Here is a 14,816-nt window from a genome sequence, read left to right on the forward strand (position 1 = left end):
GTCATCAAGACGCAGCCGAGGAAACCGCCCTGTCAAAGCCGGTCAAACTGCCATGGGTTTTCCGGGCGGTTTTAGGCGCGTTGTGAAAGACCAGAAACAGGCCCGAACCCATGATGATCGCGGCGCCCAAGTAGACGTTCGCGGCCGGCCATTCCCCGAAGACAAGTGCACCGATGCCGACCATCCAGATAAACTGAAGTTTCATGAGGGTTGTGACGACATGCGCCGGTAATATCCGGACAGCTTCGACCAAAAGCCAGCGCGCGAAAAAAAGCAGTACACCATAGCTCATGGAAAGTGCGAGCCCTTTTGCGCTCATTGGGTGCCACGTTTGCGGCAACGCGACCAGCATCACCAGGAGCATTCACAAATTCGGGTAGAAGACCTGCGCGAGGGAGTTGTTTCCGTGCCGGCTGATATAACGCGACAAGACAATCGAAAACGTGCCGGCAAGGGCCGCCAGCATGGCAAGAGCGTGACCAGCCGTCGCGCTGTCTAATCCCGCTGGGAACAGGCACCAGGCTCCGATCAATCCAAGAGAAACTGCTGCCCAGGATGCCGGTGATACTCGCTCGCCCAGAACCGGAGCAGCCATCAGCCCGGCCAGAAGCGGCATCATCCCTATGAAGATGAACACATCAGCAAAGGGCAAAAGACGAAATGATTGGAAAAACAGAAGAGCCGCAGAGATTGTCGCGGCGGATCGCAATGCCATTGCGAATTTGCAGGTTGTCCGCAGCGATTGCCACTTACTTGTTCCGTAAGCAGTGGTAATGCAAAGTCCAACCATCACGGCTCCGGAGATCGCATACATCTGTGGCGCAGCCACCAGTGTAGTCAGCTTTTTCGTCAATCCGTCGGCCGCCGCGATGAAAAAGGTATATGAGACGACCAATGACGCGCCGATCAGCCCCGCGTTTTTCATGATGCCGCCGCCAAGTGACTTGCGCGACTGAACCCCGCAAAAAATGCTTCAAAATCCATGCTGGCTGATTCAGCCTGCCACAAGATTCCCTGAGCTTCCTCGCTTAGATTATCTAGGATTTTTCCGCGCATGGCCTGCCAGTCGGTGCTGCGTGCACTATCAAGGTGCAACATGGACTCCGACATCCCGCGCAAGGGCGCCTGGGGTACCTTTGGCGCGAAGAAAGCCATTCTTTCCGGATTGAAGTTCCTGCGAAACATGGGTTGGCCAGTCGTGGCAAGAAACCAATTGCAGACAAAGAACTCGTGATAATCGTCCAAGACCGATACAGCAGCGCCGGACTGGATGTCGTACATACTGGAATGGCGCGCCAGCCAGACCTCCCAGATCTCGGGAGGTGCAAAACCGGCATAACGCATTGCCACGCAAACCTCGGCCAAGAGATCCGCATTCTGGTCAAGGAAGGCAAGTGTCCCGGTAAAATCCAAGCTTACCTCGACGGCGGGGTCCAGATCCGGGATTTTTCTGCCGTATTCGCTCAGGTAGAAAACCGCATGTGTCAACTCGTATGCGGCTTTCTTGTTTGGCAACGCAAATGTGTGTGTGCGAGCAGTGAAAGTCCGGATGCGATCTTCCAGGCTGTCATCACCTTTCATGGGATCGCGGCCGCGGCGGAGCATGAGCCTTTTGGCTTCTGCACGCTGCAGGTCTGACAGTTCTCCATCGATCATTCCGTTTTCGAGGACCCACTGCACGAGCTTTTCCCCCTTTTTTCCGCCGATCCCCAGATCTTCGAGATCCAAACATATCGACAAGAGGAACCGATAATACTGGGGGAAGAAAAGTAACTGCTTCTCAAGCCCATCGTAGAACCCTTGGTGCGCAGCAAGGGTGTCCCGTGAAACCTTGGCACCAGTGCATTCGAGAATGTTCAGAAGCTCGGCGTTTTCTTTCAGCCAGAACACGTCATCGCCAAAACGCCGATTGCGGGCAAAACACTCCAGCAAGGCGCGTTGACGCTCTTGGTCGGTCTGGTTTTGGGACGGGGCTTTGAATTGAACCACTTTCGACATTGATTATCTCCATTCAGATCCGAGCGGACCCGCCGCCCCGTCCCTTCAACCACGCTTATGCGCCCGAGCTGTACATTTCGACGGCATCGCCCTCCTGTGCCGCGCTCACCGATTTTGGTGCGGCCCCGGACGAGAACATCTCGACACCGCCGCCCGTGCTTGCGCCCGGTTCCGTCGGCGCAGCTCCTGAACTGAACATCTCGACCGCATCGCCGGTCACGACATCATTTGCGGATGCAGGCGAAGCACCCGAACTGAACAGTCCCGTGACATCGCCGACAATGGCGCCCGAGGTAGCACATGGGCTCGCACCGGATGAGAACATCTCTACGGCCTCCCCGGTCATTGTCCGGGAGGCCATTTCCGGAGCGGCTCCGGAACTGAACATTTCAACGGCCTCTCCGGCCAACATGCGACCAGATGCTCGCGGGGCGGCGCCTGACGAGAACATCGAGCAGGCATCGCCTTCATGAAGGCTTTCGATTTCCCCGCGAAGAGTACCGTTGGAAATGCGGCTGTGGTTTTCGGTGGTTTTTGGCAGTGCAGACATCGTTTCTCTCCCTTTTGGTGTGGTGACATAACGATTACACTTTTAACGTGTTTTGCAATCCTTTTTTCCCGCGGCACGAGCATTCCCGAAGTTGAATCAATTCGGAGGATTCGGCCAACTTACTGGTTTTTCGTTAATTTTCGCGCCCGCAAAGCCCTGCGATTTACGAAACTGTCACATGCGACTCAAGGCACATCACAGGCTGGCACATCCGTTGTCGCGGATACGAACTGACGAATCACACCGAGTGCAGGTTCGAAACTCAGGCTGATTTTCGGTGGTGGCGGATTGATGGTCGGTGTATCAAATCCACAAGGAGCCTGGCATGAAAATCGCGACCTTCAACATCAACGGCATAAAGGCCCGCATTGGCGCGCTTTCCGATTGGTTAAAAGAAGCCGACCCGGATGTCGTTTTACTGCAAGAACTGAAATCAGTTGACGAAAACTTTCCTCGAGAACATTTCGAAGACCTTGGATACACGGTCGAAACGCATGGCCAAAAATCCTTCAATGGAGTTGCGATACTTTCAAAGCTTCCTTTGGAGGATGTAAGTCGCGGGTTGCCAGGTGATCCGGAAGACGAGCAGGCGCGCTGGATTGAAGCAACGGTCATTGGAAAGCATGCCATTCGTGTCTGCGGCCTTTACCTGCCAAACGGAAATCCCGCACCGGGTCCCAAGTATGACTACAAGCTCGCATGGATGAAGCGCTTGCAGTCTCATGCGAAGAAACTGCTGCAATCGGAAGAGCCCCTACTGATGGCCGGCGATTACAATGTCATTCCACAAGATGAGGATGCGGCACGCCCCGAGGCCTGGCGCGAAGACGCGTTGGCCATGCCGGCGAGCCGCGAGGCGTTTCGTCGCCTAATGAACTTGGGCTTTACCGATGCGTTTCGCGCCTGCACACAGGGTCCGGGGCACTATTCATTCTGGGACTACCAGGCCGGGTCCTGGAATCGAAATGACGGCATCCTTATCGACCACGTTCTTCTCAACCCGCAATGTGCCGATCTTCTCGAGGACTGCCATATTGAAAAGGATGTCCGTGGACGAGAAAAACCGTCTGATCACGTGCCCGTTTTCGTCGTATTGAACGCCTGAGGCAAAGGCATCAGATATCTTCGCTTTGTTTTGTCAGAAATGATGCCAACAGCCGGGTCGATCCGTTCTGGGCCCTTGTCGGCTCACGTTCCTCGAAAACGGGGAATAAAGATTTCGCTATCTCCTTGCCGAGTTCGACCCCCCATTGATCGAAGGAATTGAGGCCCAGGATCACGCCTTCGACAAACACGCGGTGTTCATACAATGCAATGATTTGTCCCAGTATGCGCGGTGTGAGCTTTGGATAGGCCAAGGTCACCGAGGGACGATTGCCAGGAAACACACGCTGTCTGGCCTGCTTTTCGATGTCGTCGTCAGTCATTTCATGGCCTGGAAACAGAGACAGTGTTTCCTCGAGGTCCCTGCCGCACATCAATGCCTCGGACTGAGCAAGGCAATTCGCCTGAAGCAGCTCGTGATGGCGTGTCAGCTCCGGTTCATGCCCCCGCGACGCGATCAGGAATTCACATGGAACGATCTGGTTCCCCTGATGAAGCAATTGAAAAAACGCGTGCTGCCCATTCGTGCCGGGTTCGCCCCAGACGATAGGTCCACCACCATGTGACAACGCCTCGCCGTCAACACCCACGCTCTTTCCATTACTCTCCATCTCAAGCTGCTGAAGATAAGCCGGCAACCGTGAAAGGCGATGTTCATACGGAAGAACGGCACGCGTGGGATATCCCATGCCCTGATGATGCCAAATGCCGATCAGCGCCAACATCGCGGGCATGTTCCTGTCCAGCGCCGTGGTGGCAAAATGCGCATCCATTCGCGCTCCACCCTCCAGGAACTCTCCGAACCGCTCGGCGCCTATAGCGATCATCAGGGAAAGACCGATTGGGCCCCAAATCGAATACCGGCCCCCTACCCAGTCGGCGAACCCGAAAACGCGTTCAGTCGGAATCCCGAACGCCGCTGTTCTTTCCTTGGCAGTGGAAACGGCGGCAAACTGAGCAGATGGATCCGTTACGGACCGTGCCATCCATTTCTGCACGCTGCTGGCATTCGTCATCGTTTCGATCGTCGTGAACGTTTTCGACGAAACGATCACGAGCGTCGTTTCAGGCGCTAGGTTGCTGAGCGTATCCGCAAGGTCGGCTCCATCAACATTTGAAACGAAATGGCATCTTGGTCCATCATGATATGGGGTCAGGGCCCGCACGGCCATGGCTGGCCCCAGGTCCGAGCCACCAATCCCGATATTGATCACATCCGTGATCGCTCCGCCCTGCCCCGCGATCCGACCATCCCTGACCATCTTTGCGAAGGCTTTCATCCTTTCGAATGTCTCGCGCAGGTCGGGCATCACATCCACGCCATCGACGAAAACAGGCGGGCCATTGAGGTTGCGCAAAGCCGTATGCAAAGCGGCCCTGTTTTCGCTCGCATTGATCTTTTCACCGGTGAACATCGAGCGGCGCGCATCTTCGACACCGGCGGCATGGGCCAGTTGGATCAGTGTTTCCCGCGCCGTATCGTCAAGAGCTGTCTTCGAGTAGTCAAACAACATATCGCTTGCGACGAGAGAATAGCGTTCCGCACGCGTGTCATCTTCGAACAGTCCCGCTATGGACCGCGATTTCGCGGCCTCGGCAGCTGAGAGAACGGCCTTCCAGGCTTTCGCCGTCATGCCGGTGCCCAATGGACGGTCAGATCCTCCAGCATCGCCGCGACCGGTGCTTGCTCGGGATCGAGTCGCACGGCTTTTTCCAGCGCATTGCGTTTTGGGTTTCCGGTGATCACCAGATGCTTGTTCATCGCGGAATTCAGGACCCTTGCCGAAAAACTGACACGCGGTTCCTCGGCCTGGTTGGCACGGATTGGCACCAGGACAGGCGCATCTCGTGACAGGGCCTGAGTGATATTCTCAGTCCCCGGAAACAGAGAGGCGCAATGCATGTCCGCGCCCATGCCTAGCAGGAGAACGGAAATCGGCAACACAGGGACAAGAGACGCCTCGATTTCGGCAAGAACATCTTCTGGTTCATCGGCCTTGGCATAGAGCGGGTGGAATGTTGCCGCTGCTGCCCTACCGGTCAAAAGCCGTTCTTTGACAAGGCGAGCATTCGATCTCACATGCACTTCGGGCAACCAACGCTCATCTGTCAGCACGACATCGACACGTTCCCAGTCCAGATCGGCCGCGCACAGGTTGTCGAAGACCGGCCCCGGAGTTTCGCCCCCCGGCACGGCCAGCGTTGCACGGTCTTCGTGGAACAAAATATTTTCAAGATCGCCGGCAAGTGCATTGGCAAGATCAATCGCCATCATTTCGGCATCGGCATAGTCAACGTTTTTCATTTTCTTATCTCCCGCCAGCGACGTCCGTCGCGATGCATAAGGGCCAAGGCTTCCACAGGGCCAGAACTTCCCGAGTCGTAGACCAATGGCCTGTCTCCTCGCTTTTCCCAGGACGCGATAACGGGGTCGGTCCAGGCCCAGGCGGCTTCGACTTCGTCACAGCGCATAAAGAGCGTCTGATTTCCTCGGATAACATCCATTATCAGCCGTTCATAGGCATCGGGCACATGCTCGGCATCGGGGCCGAGAGCTTCGGCAAAGGACATGTCGAGGGGAACGTCGATCAGGCGCATGCCGCCCGGTCCCGGCTCCTTGATGGTAACGCCCAGTTCGATCCCTTCGTTCGGTTGCAAAACAATGGTCAGGATATTGCGGTGGCGGCCGGCTTCGGCCCCGAAGATCGAGTGTGGCGCGTCCTTGAAAACTACGGCTATCTCGCTTGTGCGTGCCTTCAGGCGCTTGCCCGTCCGTAAATAGAAGGGCGTTCCTGCCCACCGCCAGTTGCTGATACGGGCCTTGATTGCAACAAAGCTTTCGGTGGTTGAGTACGGATCTCCCACATGTTCAAGGTAGCTTGGCTTGTCTTCGTCCGCACCATATTGGCCCCGCACGATATCATGGCCTTCGACAGGATCCAGAGCGCGGATCACTTTGAGCTTTTCGTCGCGCACGGCATCAGGTTCGAATTTTGCGGGTGGCTCCATCGCGATAAGGCACAACAGCTGCATGAGATGGTTCTGCAGCATGTCCCGCATCGCGCCGGACCGGTCATAATACTCTTCTCTGCCGGCAACCCCGACGGTCTCTGCCACCGTGATCTGGATGTGATCCACATACTGGCTGTTCCACAAGGGTTCGAACAGCATATTGCCGAACCGGACCGCCATGAGGTTCTGTACCGTTTCCTTGCCGAGATAGTGATCGATCCTGTAGATTTGGCTTTCGTCAAAATGCTTCGACAGCGTGGCGTTCAAAGCTTTTGCTGACGACAGATCGCGCCCGAAAGGTTTTTCGACCACGATCCGCGCTTGGCCATCCGCCATTCCGAATTCGTACAACCGTTCGGCCAAGTCCCCGAACAGCGACGGACCGACCGAGAAATAGAAGGCCTTTACCCGGTTCGGGCTAATCAGGCCTGCAAGTGCTTTCCATCCGGTATTCCCGCGTGCATCAAGCGTGACGTAATGCACTATGTTCAGGAATGCCGCCAAGTTTTCCTGATCCCGCGCATGGGCCGCATCGAATTCCCCGATTGCTTCACGCACGAAGAATCGGTAGGCAGCATCGTCCATCTCGGTTCGCGCCGCTCCGACAATTCGCGCGCCCTGCTCCATCTGACCGGCACAGAACCGACGAAAGAGCGCCGGCAGAATTTTCCGGCGCGCGAGGTCGCCCGTCCCTCCGAATACGACCAGATCGAAGGGATCGACAGGAATTACGCGTGAAACCATTCGATTGCCTTTTCTTTCCGATCATGCGGTGTTTGCAGGACCAGCACCATCCGTTTGGCTGACATTCGCATTGAGTTTATCACGTCGGTTTGGCTTCACAATGGCGTCAAGGCGTGAACACGCCCTTTCGATCTGCGGAAGCCTCGGCTAGCACTTGGTAAAGCCGAGGTATTTTCCGATGAAAGACAACGTGGCGTCGCCCAATTCGGGCAAGTTCGAAGATCCCTTCGTTACTGCAGACGGTCAGGCCCGAGCGCAAGTGGCGTTGACCCGGCCTGAAACTCTTTGGTTCAACACCGGTACGCTGTGCAACATAACATGTGAAAACTGTTACATTGAAAGTTCTCCTCGCAATGACGCGCTGGCGTACCTGACGATCAACGATGTTGTGGCCTATCTGGACCAGCTTGAGCAGCGCCGCTGGCCAGTACGCGAGATCGGATTCACCGGTGGTGAGCCGTTCATGAATCCCGAAATCATCGCAATCATCGAATGCGCGCTGCAGCGCGGTCATGAAGTTCTGGTGCTGACCAATGCGATGCGCCCAATGATGCGCCCGCGTGTGCAAGATGGGTTAACACGGTTGAACGCGGCGTTTCCGGGCAAGCTGACCTTGCGAGTTTCGCTCGATCACCACACAGCGCAACAGCATGACATGGAGCGCGGAGACGGCGCATTTTCGACAACGTTGATTGGCATGGATTGGCTGCGCGATACCGGCATTCCAATGACCGTTGCGGGGCGGACGATCTGGGGCGAAACTGAAAATGCGGGGCGGGCTGGCTACCACGCCCTATTCCACGATCGCGGATACAATGTCGACGCTTGGAGCCCGGTCGAGACCGTTCTGTTCCCTGAAATGGACCTGTCCGCACCGGTGCCTGAAATCACGACCGCCTGTTGGGGAATCCTTGGCAAATCACCGGACGACGTGATGTGCGCTTCCTCGCGCATGGTCGTGCGCCGCAAGGGGGCGAAGAGCGCGACCGTGCTTGCCTGTACGCTGCTGGCATATGACCCGCAGTTCGAGTTGGGGGAAACGCTGGAACAGGCCGAAAAGCCGGTTCAGTTGAAACACCCGCATTGTGCGAAATTCTGTGTTCTGGGCGGCGCGTCCTGTTCGGCCTAGTCCGGAGCGCTGATCTCGCCGCCGCCAACGGCGGCACGGACACCCGTGGTCGACCGGCATGATGTCGGCAAACCGCGTGCTACACGAACCGCGAGATAGGCAAACGCCTGCGCTTCCAGCATGTCACCGTCGAGTCCGACCTCTTCGACCGGGATAACCGGACAATCAAGTGCTGCCGCCAGCATCTTCATCATTACCGGGTTCTTGCGACCGCCGCCTGTTACAAGCAACTTTTCAGGTGCAGTCGGGCAATGCTCCATGGCCCTGAGAACAGCCGCCGCCGCCATGCCGGTAAGTGTGGCCGCGGCATCAGCATCGTTCAACTCCCGAACCAGATCAATCATGTCTGCGAATGCATCGCGATCCAGTGACTTGGGCGGCAATTTGAAAAAATAGGCGTCATCCAGAAACAGTTCCAAGGCGCCAGTCTCAACCTTCCCTTTTCGCGCAAGCACACCGTCGCGATCGCACTCCAACCCAAGCCTTTCCTGAACGAGATCATTGATCGGCGCGTTGGCTGGACCGGTGTCAAAAGCCAGCAGCGCGCCTTCCTCCTCGGGCGACGTCTTGGCGGGATCGACCCAGGTGATGTTCCCCACGCCGCCCAGATTGAGAAACGCCAGAGGTTCTGTCGCGCCAATATATTGCGCGCAGGCGAAATGGAAGAACGGTGCCAAGGGCGCTCCTTCCCCCCCAAGACGCACATCCGCGGTTCTGAAATCCCAGACGACGGGGCTTCCCAGTTCTTGGGCAAGGCGCGCACCATTCCCGATCTGATGCGTTCCGCGCCCGCGCGGGTCATGTGCGACCGTCTGACCATGAAACCCAACGATGTCGATCTCGGCAAACTTGCCGAGAACCTCCACGTGGGCCTGCTCGACGATCTGTTCCGCTGCGCTGAGATCACTTTCGAACCATTTGCCCAGGGCCGCACGCAATACCTTCCGTTCGGTCTCTGAATAGGGTCGATAGGCGCTGTCTCCGAACCCGAAAATTGCCCGTCCATCCGTTTCAACGACGGCGGCATCGACACCGTCGAGTGAGGTTCCGCTCATCGCGCCCAATGCCCGTACCTTGCCAGCCTTCAACATGGACTTTTCCTTCTGCCGCGCCCGCCCTATACAGGCGCGCAAACATTACGGGACAAAGCCAATGACCTACCACCCCAAATCGGATTTCATGCGTGTCATGATCGAGCGCGGCTTCCTTGCCGATTGCACCGATTACCAGGGCCTTGACGAGGCACTGAGCAAGGGTGTCGTGCCGGGATATATCGGCTTTGATGCAACGGCCAAATCCCTGCATGTCGGCTCGCTCATACAGATCATGATGCTGCGCTGGCTGCAGAAGACCGGCCACAAACCCATCACGCTCATGGGGGGCGGCACCACCAAGGTGGGTGACCCGTCGTTTCGCGCGGATGAGCGCCCTTTGCTGACGCCGGAACAGATCGACGACAACATCGCCGGCATCAAGCAGGTTTTTGCGGCTTACATCGATTACGAAAGCGACACCGCCAATTGCGCACTGATGCTCAATAATGCGGAGTGGCTGGACGATCTGAACTACCTGGATTTCCTGCGCGATATCGGGCGGCATTTCAGCGTCAACCGCATGCTTTCTTTCGAGTCCGTCAAGTCGCGCCTGGACCGCGAGCAAAGCCTGAGTTTTCTCGAGTTCAACTACATGATCCTTCAGGCTTACGACTTTCTCGAGCTCAACCGCCGATATGGGTGCCTGCTTCAAATGGGCGGGTCGGATCAGTGGGGCAATATCGTCAACGGTATCGACCTGACTCGGCGTGTGCTCGACCACGAGGTCTATGGCCTGACATCACCTTTGTTGACGACCTCGGATGGGAAGAAGATGGGCAAGAGCCAGCACGGCGCCGTGTGGCTCAACGCGGAAATGCTGAGCTCCTATGAGTTCTGGCAGTTCTGGCGCAACACGACAGATGCTGATGTTGGCCGGTTCCTGAAACTCTACACCGAGATGCCCGTGGACGAGTGCGAACGATTAGGTGCGCTTGCAGGTGCCGAGATCAATGAAGCCAAGATCACACTCGCCAATGAAGTCACGGCGCTGCTGCATGGCCGAGAGGCGGCGGAGGCCGCAGAAGCAACGGCGCGCGACGTTTTCGAAAAAGGCGGCGTCGGTGACGATTTGCCGACACTTGAACTTACGCCGGAAGAAATCGGGGATGGCATATCGGCGGCGCAGTTGATTGTTCGCTCGGGCCTTGTGAATTCTGGGAAAGAAGCAAAGCGACTGATAGCGGAACATGGTGCGCGTATCGATGACCAGCCCCTCACGGATCCGGGGCTCATGTTCGACGTCGAAGCATTGGCTGCACCAATCAAGCTCTCGGCCGGAAAAAAGCGGCACGCAATCGTAAAGATCGCGGAGTAAGTCCGGCTCAGCCCCCGCTGCGGCGGGACAAAGGTCTTATTTTCAAACGGGTGACACGGTTTTCCTTGCGCGCAACAACCTCGAAGCGGAAGCCGTGGAATGAAAACACCTGCCCCACAGCAGGGATCATCTGCGCATCGTGAATGACAAGGCCTGCGACCGTATTGGCATGCTCGTCCGGCAGGTTCCAATCCGTTGCCCGGTTCAGATCGCGAATCGTCATCGCTCCGTCGACCAGGAATTGGCCGTCATCGCTTTTTCGGATCGCGTGCTCGGCATCCGGGTCGAACTCGTCCGTGATCTCGCCAACGATCTCTTCAAGGATATCCTCAAGGGTGATCAACCCCTGCAGCGAACCGTATTCATCGACGACCAATGCGAAATGCGTCCGGCGTCTCAGAAACTGGCGCATCTGATCGTCGAGCGTCGTCGTTTCGGGCACGAAATAGGGTTTCATGACCACGTCGGCAATCTTGAAATCGGCCAGTCCATCCGGTGACGCCGATGGGCCGAACATCAGCTTGTGCATGCCGCGCAGAAGGTCCTTTGCATGCACCACACCGATGATGTTGTCCGGATCGTCCCGAAAGACAGGAAGGCGCGTGTGATTGCTTTCAAGGCACTGCGCAAGGATCGCCTCAGGGTCTGTGTCGGCATCGATCATCTCGATCTGCGAACGGTGCAACATGATTTCTTCGACCGCGCGTTCGCCCAGATCAAGCGCGCCAAGAATCCTGTCGCGGTCTTCTTTCTCGACAACGCCCTCGGAATGCCCAAGATACAGCGCACCCGCGATCTCTTCGCGAACCGCGAGGATGTGACTGTCGGGGTCCGTTTTCACGCCGAAAACGCCCAGTACGCGACGCACGAGCCAGCGCACCGCACTGACGATCGGCGAAAAAAACGTGATCAAGACCTGGATTGGCCGTGCAACAAGGCTTGCCGCGGCCTCCGCGTTGGTGATCGCATATGTCTTTGGCAGCACCTCGGCGAAAATCAGAACCAGAAGCGTCATTACCAGCGTTGCCAATGCCACACCGCTTTCGCCGAAAACGCGCGTGAACAAGGCTGTTGCCAGCGACGCGGCGAGAATGTTCACCAAGTTATTTCCAAGGAGAACCGAGCCGATCAGCCGCTCATTGTCCTTGGTAATCTCGAGCGCTCGCTCTGCCCCGCGCGACCCCTTGTCGGCGCGCGAACGCAGTTTGCCGCGCGACGCCGCCGTCAGCGCCGTTTCGCTGCCTGAAAAAAAACCAGACAAGATTAGCAGCAGGAATATTGCGGCGGTTGTGATCCAGAAGGCTCCGTCAACCACGGCGTCGGAAGGTTCCATTGTCCCAGATATTTGTTGCTTACGCTGCTTTCGTTATGGGGGCGCAGGAGCCGCTCTTCAAGGCCCTGACTCAAATTCGTCTAGTCCTCGCTCCCCGGCCGGGACAATGGATGATGCTCGAGCACAAGCTCGCGCAGGCGTTCATCAAGAACATGGGTATAAATCTCGGTTGTCGCGACGTCGGCATGCCCCAGCATCACTTGGATCGATCGCAGGTCTGCACCGCCTGCCAGAAGATGCGTGGCAAACGCATGGCGCAACGTGTGCGGCGTCACTTTGGCGGGTGAAATTCCAGCAGCGACTGCGAGCTCTTTGATAAGCAGATAAAAGCGATGACGTGTCAGATGCCCGGTTTTGCCATGGGAGGGGAACAGAAAGCGTGACACAGGCTTACCGGTCTTTTGACGCAATTCCTGTATCTTATCCCGTTCGGTGAGCCATTCAGCCAACGCAGCCCTTGCCGGAGGCGACAACGGCACCATCCGCTCCTTTCCGCCCTTCCCCATCACCAGAAGCATTCGCGGATCACCCCGCGCCGCGGAGACCTGAAGTGACACGAGTTCGCTGACCCGCATGCCCGTGGCGTAGAGAAGCTCGATCAAGCACGTGTTGCGCAATCGGTCCGAAAGCATGCGTCCATGGCTGCGGGATACGGCAAGAAGGCTATCGACCTCTGCATGGCTCAAAGTCTTGGGAAGGCGCTTGCTGCGGCCCGGGCCGCGGATTTCGATGGCAGGGTTATCGCCGCGCCAACCTTCTTCAAAGGCGAAGCGATATAGCTGCTTGATCGCAGAAAGCCGCCGCGCTCGCGTGGATTTCGCTAGCCCTTCGTTTTCGCAATCCACAAGAAACGCCTCGATATCGTGACGCGTTGCATCCGCCGGACTTGCGTTCTTTCGAGCGAGCCACGCTTCGAATGCCTCCAAATCCCGGCCATAGGCCAAAAGCGTGTTTTCCGCAGCGCCCAGTTCGGCGGCTTGGGCTTCCAGGAAAGGAGGTATCCAACTACGCGCCATTCTAGCCGCCCTGATTGAGCAGCATGAGCTGCAAACTCGCACGACGCGCGGTATCCTCGAGTCCCAGAGCTCTCAGGCCGCGCAATCCGTCCTCGATATCTGAAAAGTTTCCTGATGCACCGCTTGTTACCAAAGCCATGGCACGCAAGATCGCCTCACCCAGTTTGTCCTGCTCCAGCAGTGGGACCAGCGTGTCTGGCATTGTGTTTTGGGTAAATGCCGCGCCAATGGTCCGCGCCAAAGGATCGTCGGGAATGCTTTCAGGTGGCTGTCCGCTTGCCAGCGCTGCCAAAAAAGCGTCGTCCGGGACGGACAGATCGAGCCGCGCCGCTTGTTCTTCATACTCAGACGAGAGTAGACCAATCGCCTTGGCGATGTTGCCGGCCTCGCCGGTTATTGGAAGCCGGATTAGAGAGACCGCGTAGAACCTTGCGAAAGGAACCTCGAGATGCACCGACTGCATCGCTTTCCACGCCCTGGGCAAGCTTGATGCAACGGCGCCCGGATCGCCCGACCTTATTGCCGTATCGAAGCGCTGAATCGCCTCTACGCGGTCCCATATTCCGCCCGATGCCGCCGGATGCCGCGCAGTGTAGAAATCAACCAGGCGGTTCTCGGACAAGGCACCAGTGCGTGTTAGGCGCTCGGCGGCTTCAAGCTCGGCCTTCCAACCCGCTGTATCGTTCAAATCGGCCATTGCGTAGGCTCTCGGCAGACTACCAGTCGGAAGCCGACGACCTGCAGCCTCAAATAGCCGAAAGACAAGCGGTGAAGTGGATGCGGGCGGCGGCAGTTCAGGCGAAGTTTCGACAAGCTCAGGATCAAGAAATTGTGCCAGCAGGCTGGCTTCCAACGGTTCGAGCAGGTCAAGCGCCATTGCGCTCTCCAGAGTCAACGCTGCTGCGTTCCAGTCTCCGCCGCGTGCCGTGCAATAGATGCGCGCCGCAGGGTCCTTTGAAACAAAGGGCTTTCGGTTCAGAGCGGCGCAGGCTTCGTCCTCGACTCCGAGAAGAAGGCTAACGTCAAACCAGATGGAAAAAAGCTCAGGCGTTTCGGGCCCGGCGCGTTGCAGCAGGGCGTGGGCCGGTTCAACTGCACCAAGCTGAAGCAGTTTTTCGATCCGGGCCTCCAAGAGGCTGTGGTCCGTTCCGGCATCGACCGGCGGCTCGGCTTCGGCAAGAAGCAAGGTGTAAAGAAGCGATTGCATCGCCGGCAAACCCAGCGTGTCTTGCGCATGAATGGCTCGCACAAGATCCTCGGTCTCGCTGGCAAACCATAACGAAGATGGCAGACCGGTAACGTTCGCAGGCAACAATCCGACGGCATCTGCGGACAATTCGCCGAGAGTCTGAACCGTCACTTGGGGAGTAACGGCCGATTCCGTGACCGGCGGTTCCTCTCCTGCGAGCGGAGCCGCACGAGGCACAATACGTGTCGTCAGGGGAACCGGGTTTGACAGCCAATCTATCGCGGAAAGAGGCTCCTGCGCCTCTACCGAAACCGGCAGCACGGCTGCGACAA

14 protein-coding genes are annotated in these 14,816 nt (G+C 57.3%); 3 read left to right on the forward strand and 11 right to left on the reverse strand.

Annotation, left to right across the window (positions count from 1 at the left end; genetic code table 11):
- Window positions 1-4 precede the first annotated feature (4 nt).
- From E0501_RS21305 to E0501_RS07045, 4 genes are read right to left on the reverse strand one after another with little or no spacing between them, the layout of a single operon-like run.
- Window positions 5-364: a hypothetical protein gene (locus tag E0501_RS21305; RefSeq protein ID WP_193555877.1), complete on the reverse strand. Its 360-nt coding sequence runs from the start codon at window positions 362-364 to the stop codon at window positions 5-7.
- A complete protein-coding gene (locus E0501_RS07035; protein WP_193555878.1) occupies window positions 365-925 on the reverse strand; it encodes a hypothetical protein in 561 nt (186 codons plus the stop codon).
- Entirely contained in the window at window positions 922-1,998 is a 1,077-nt protein-coding gene (locus E0501_RS07040; protein ID WP_137700600.1) for a DUF6902 family protein, read from the reverse strand. Before E0501_RS07040 ends, E0501_RS07035 begins: the two co-directional genes overlap by 4 nt.
- Before the next feature lie 55 nt (window positions 1,999-2,053).
- Entirely contained in the window at window positions 2,054-2,548 is a 495-nt protein-coding gene (locus E0501_RS07045) for a DUF6749 family protein (protein WP_137700601.1), read from the reverse strand.
- A gap of 325 nt (window positions 2,549-2,873) precedes the next feature.
- On the opposite strand from E0501_RS07045, the gene xth reads away from it, so the two are divergent.
- Entirely contained in the window at window positions 2,874-3,653 is a 780-nt protein-coding gene (gene xth, locus E0501_RS07050) for an exodeoxyribonuclease III (RefSeq protein WP_137700602.1), read from the forward strand.
- 10 nt (window positions 3,654-3,663) lie between these two features.
- Here the strand turns inward: xth and pgi are convergent, their stop codons facing one another.
- The 3 genes from pgi to zwf are packed head-to-tail and all read right to left on the reverse strand — an operon-like array spanning window position 3,664 to window position 7,408.
- Window positions 3,664-5,286 carry a glucose-6-phosphate isomerase gene (gene pgi, locus E0501_RS07055; protein WP_137700603.1) on the reverse strand — a complete coding sequence of 541 codons (1,623 nt, stop codon included), beginning with the start codon at window positions 5,284-5,286 and terminating at the stop codon, window positions 3,664-3,666.
- Window positions 5,283-5,957, reverse strand: coding sequence for a 6-phosphogluconolactonase (pgl, locus tag E0501_RS07060; protein ID WP_137700604.1), 675 nt, complete (start codon window positions 5,955-5,957; stop codon window positions 5,283-5,285). The genes pgi and pgl overlap by 4 nt, the downstream gene beginning before the upstream one ends.
- Window positions 5,954-7,408, reverse strand: a complete 1,455-nt coding sequence (gene zwf, locus E0501_RS07065; protein ID WP_137700605.1) for a glucose-6-phosphate dehydrogenase — start codon at window positions 7,406-7,408, stop codon at window positions 5,954-5,956. Before zwf ends, pgl begins: the two co-directional genes overlap by 4 nt.
- A gap of 178 nt (window positions 7,409-7,586) precedes the next feature.
- On the opposite strand from zwf, the gene E0501_RS07070 reads away from it, so the two are divergent.
- The gene (locus E0501_RS07070) at window positions 7,587-8,537 is read left to right on the forward strand and encodes a radical SAM protein (RefSeq protein ID WP_137700606.1); all 951 of its coding nucleotides are present in this window, start codon (window positions 7,587-7,589) and stop codon (window positions 8,535-8,537) included.
- On the opposite strand, the gene E0501_RS07075 is transcribed toward E0501_RS07070, so the two are convergent.
- Complete coding sequence (locus E0501_RS07075; protein ID WP_137700607.1) at window positions 8,534-9,628, reverse strand: anhydro-N-acetylmuramic acid kinase; 1,095 nt, start codon at window positions 9,626-9,628, stop codon at window positions 8,534-8,536. The two genes, E0501_RS07070 and E0501_RS07075, sit on opposite strands and share 4 nt — an antisense overlap.
- A gap of 61 nt (window positions 9,629-9,689) precedes the next feature.
- Between E0501_RS07075 and tyrS the strand changes: the two genes are divergently transcribed.
- The gene (tyrS, locus tag E0501_RS07080; RefSeq protein WP_137700871.1) at window positions 9,690-10,946 is read left to right on the forward strand and encodes a tyrosine--tRNA ligase; all 1,257 of its coding nucleotides are present in this window, start codon (window positions 9,690-9,692) and stop codon (window positions 10,944-10,946) included.
- A gap of 7 nt (window positions 10,947-10,953) precedes the next feature.
- Here tyrS and E0501_RS07085 read toward each other — a convergent pair whose 3' ends face one another.
- The 3 genes from E0501_RS07085 to E0501_RS07095 form a co-directional block, all read right to left on the reverse strand.
- Complete coding sequence (locus E0501_RS07085; protein WP_137700608.1) at window positions 10,954-12,279, reverse strand: HlyC/CorC family transporter; 1,326 nt, start codon at window positions 12,277-12,279, stop codon at window positions 10,954-10,956.
- Between the two features lie 80 nt (window positions 12,280-12,359).
- Window positions 12,360-13,295 (reverse strand): site-specific tyrosine recombinase XerD, encoded by a 936-nt coding sequence (locus E0501_RS07090; protein ID WP_137700609.1) that lies wholly within the window; start codon window positions 13,293-13,295, stop codon window positions 12,360-12,362.
- Between the two features lies 1 nt (window position 13,296).
- A complete protein-coding gene (locus E0501_RS07095) occupies window positions 13,297-14,805 on the reverse strand; it encodes a hypothetical protein (RefSeq protein WP_235857758.1) in 1,509 nt (502 codons plus the stop codon).
- Window positions 14,806-14,816: the final 11 nt, after the last annotated feature.

This window comes from Marimonas lutisalis (assembly GCF_005434965.1).
GTDB lineage: Bacteria > Pseudomonadota > Alphaproteobacteria > Rhodobacterales > Rhodobacteraceae > Marimonas_A > Marimonas_A lutisalis.

What these genes read in the sequence shown, in the direction of transcription:
- E0501_RS21305 (WP_193555877.1), bottom strand. Translation starts at nt 364, where the DNA reads ATGCTCCTGGTGATGCTGGTCGCGTTGCCGCAAACGTGGCACCCAATG.
- E0501_RS07035 (WP_193555878.1), bottom strand. Translation starts at nt 925, where the DNA reads ATGAAAAACGCGGGGCTGATCGGCGCGTCATTGGTCGTCTCATATACC.
- E0501_RS07040 (WP_137700600.1), bottom strand. Translation starts at nt 1,998, where the DNA reads ATGTCGAAAGTGGTTCAATTCAAAGCCCCGTCCCAAAACCAGACCGAC.
- E0501_RS07045 (WP_137700601.1), bottom strand. Translation starts at nt 2,548, where the DNA reads ATGTCTGCACTGCCAAAAACCACCGAAAACCACAGCCGCATTTCCAAC.
- xth (WP_137700602.1), top strand. Translation starts at nt 2,874, where the DNA reads ATGAAAATCGCGACCTTCAACATCAACGGCATAAAGGCCCGCATTGGC.
- pgi (WP_137700603.1), bottom strand. Translation starts at nt 5,286, where the DNA reads ATGACGGCGAAAGCCTGGAAGGCCGTTCTCTCAGCTGCCGAGGCCGCG.
- pgl (WP_137700604.1), bottom strand. Translation starts at nt 5,957, where the DNA reads ATGAAAAACGTTGACTATGCCGATGCCGAAATGATGGCGATTGATCTT.
- zwf (WP_137700605.1), bottom strand. Translation starts at nt 7,408, where the DNA reads ATGGTTTCACGCGTAATTCCTGTCGATCCCTTCGATCTGGTCGTATTC.
- E0501_RS07070 (WP_137700606.1), top strand. Translation starts at nt 7,587, where the DNA reads ATGAAAGACAACGTGGCGTCGCCCAATTCGGGCAAGTTCGAAGATCCC.
- E0501_RS07075 (WP_137700607.1), bottom strand. Translation starts at nt 9,628, where the DNA reads ATGTTGAAGGCTGGCAAGGTACGGGCATTGGGCGCGATGAGCGGAACC.
- tyrS (WP_137700871.1), top strand. Translation starts at nt 9,690, where the DNA reads ATGACCTACCACCCCAAATCGGATTTCATGCGTGTCATGATCGAGCGC.
- E0501_RS07085 (WP_137700608.1), bottom strand. Translation starts at nt 12,279, where the DNA reads ATGGAACCTTCCGACGCCGTGGTTGACGGAGCCTTCTGGATCACAACC.
- E0501_RS07090 (WP_137700609.1), bottom strand. Translation starts at nt 13,295, where the DNA reads ATGGCGCGTAGTTGGATACCTCCTTTCCTGGAAGCCCAAGCCGCCGAA.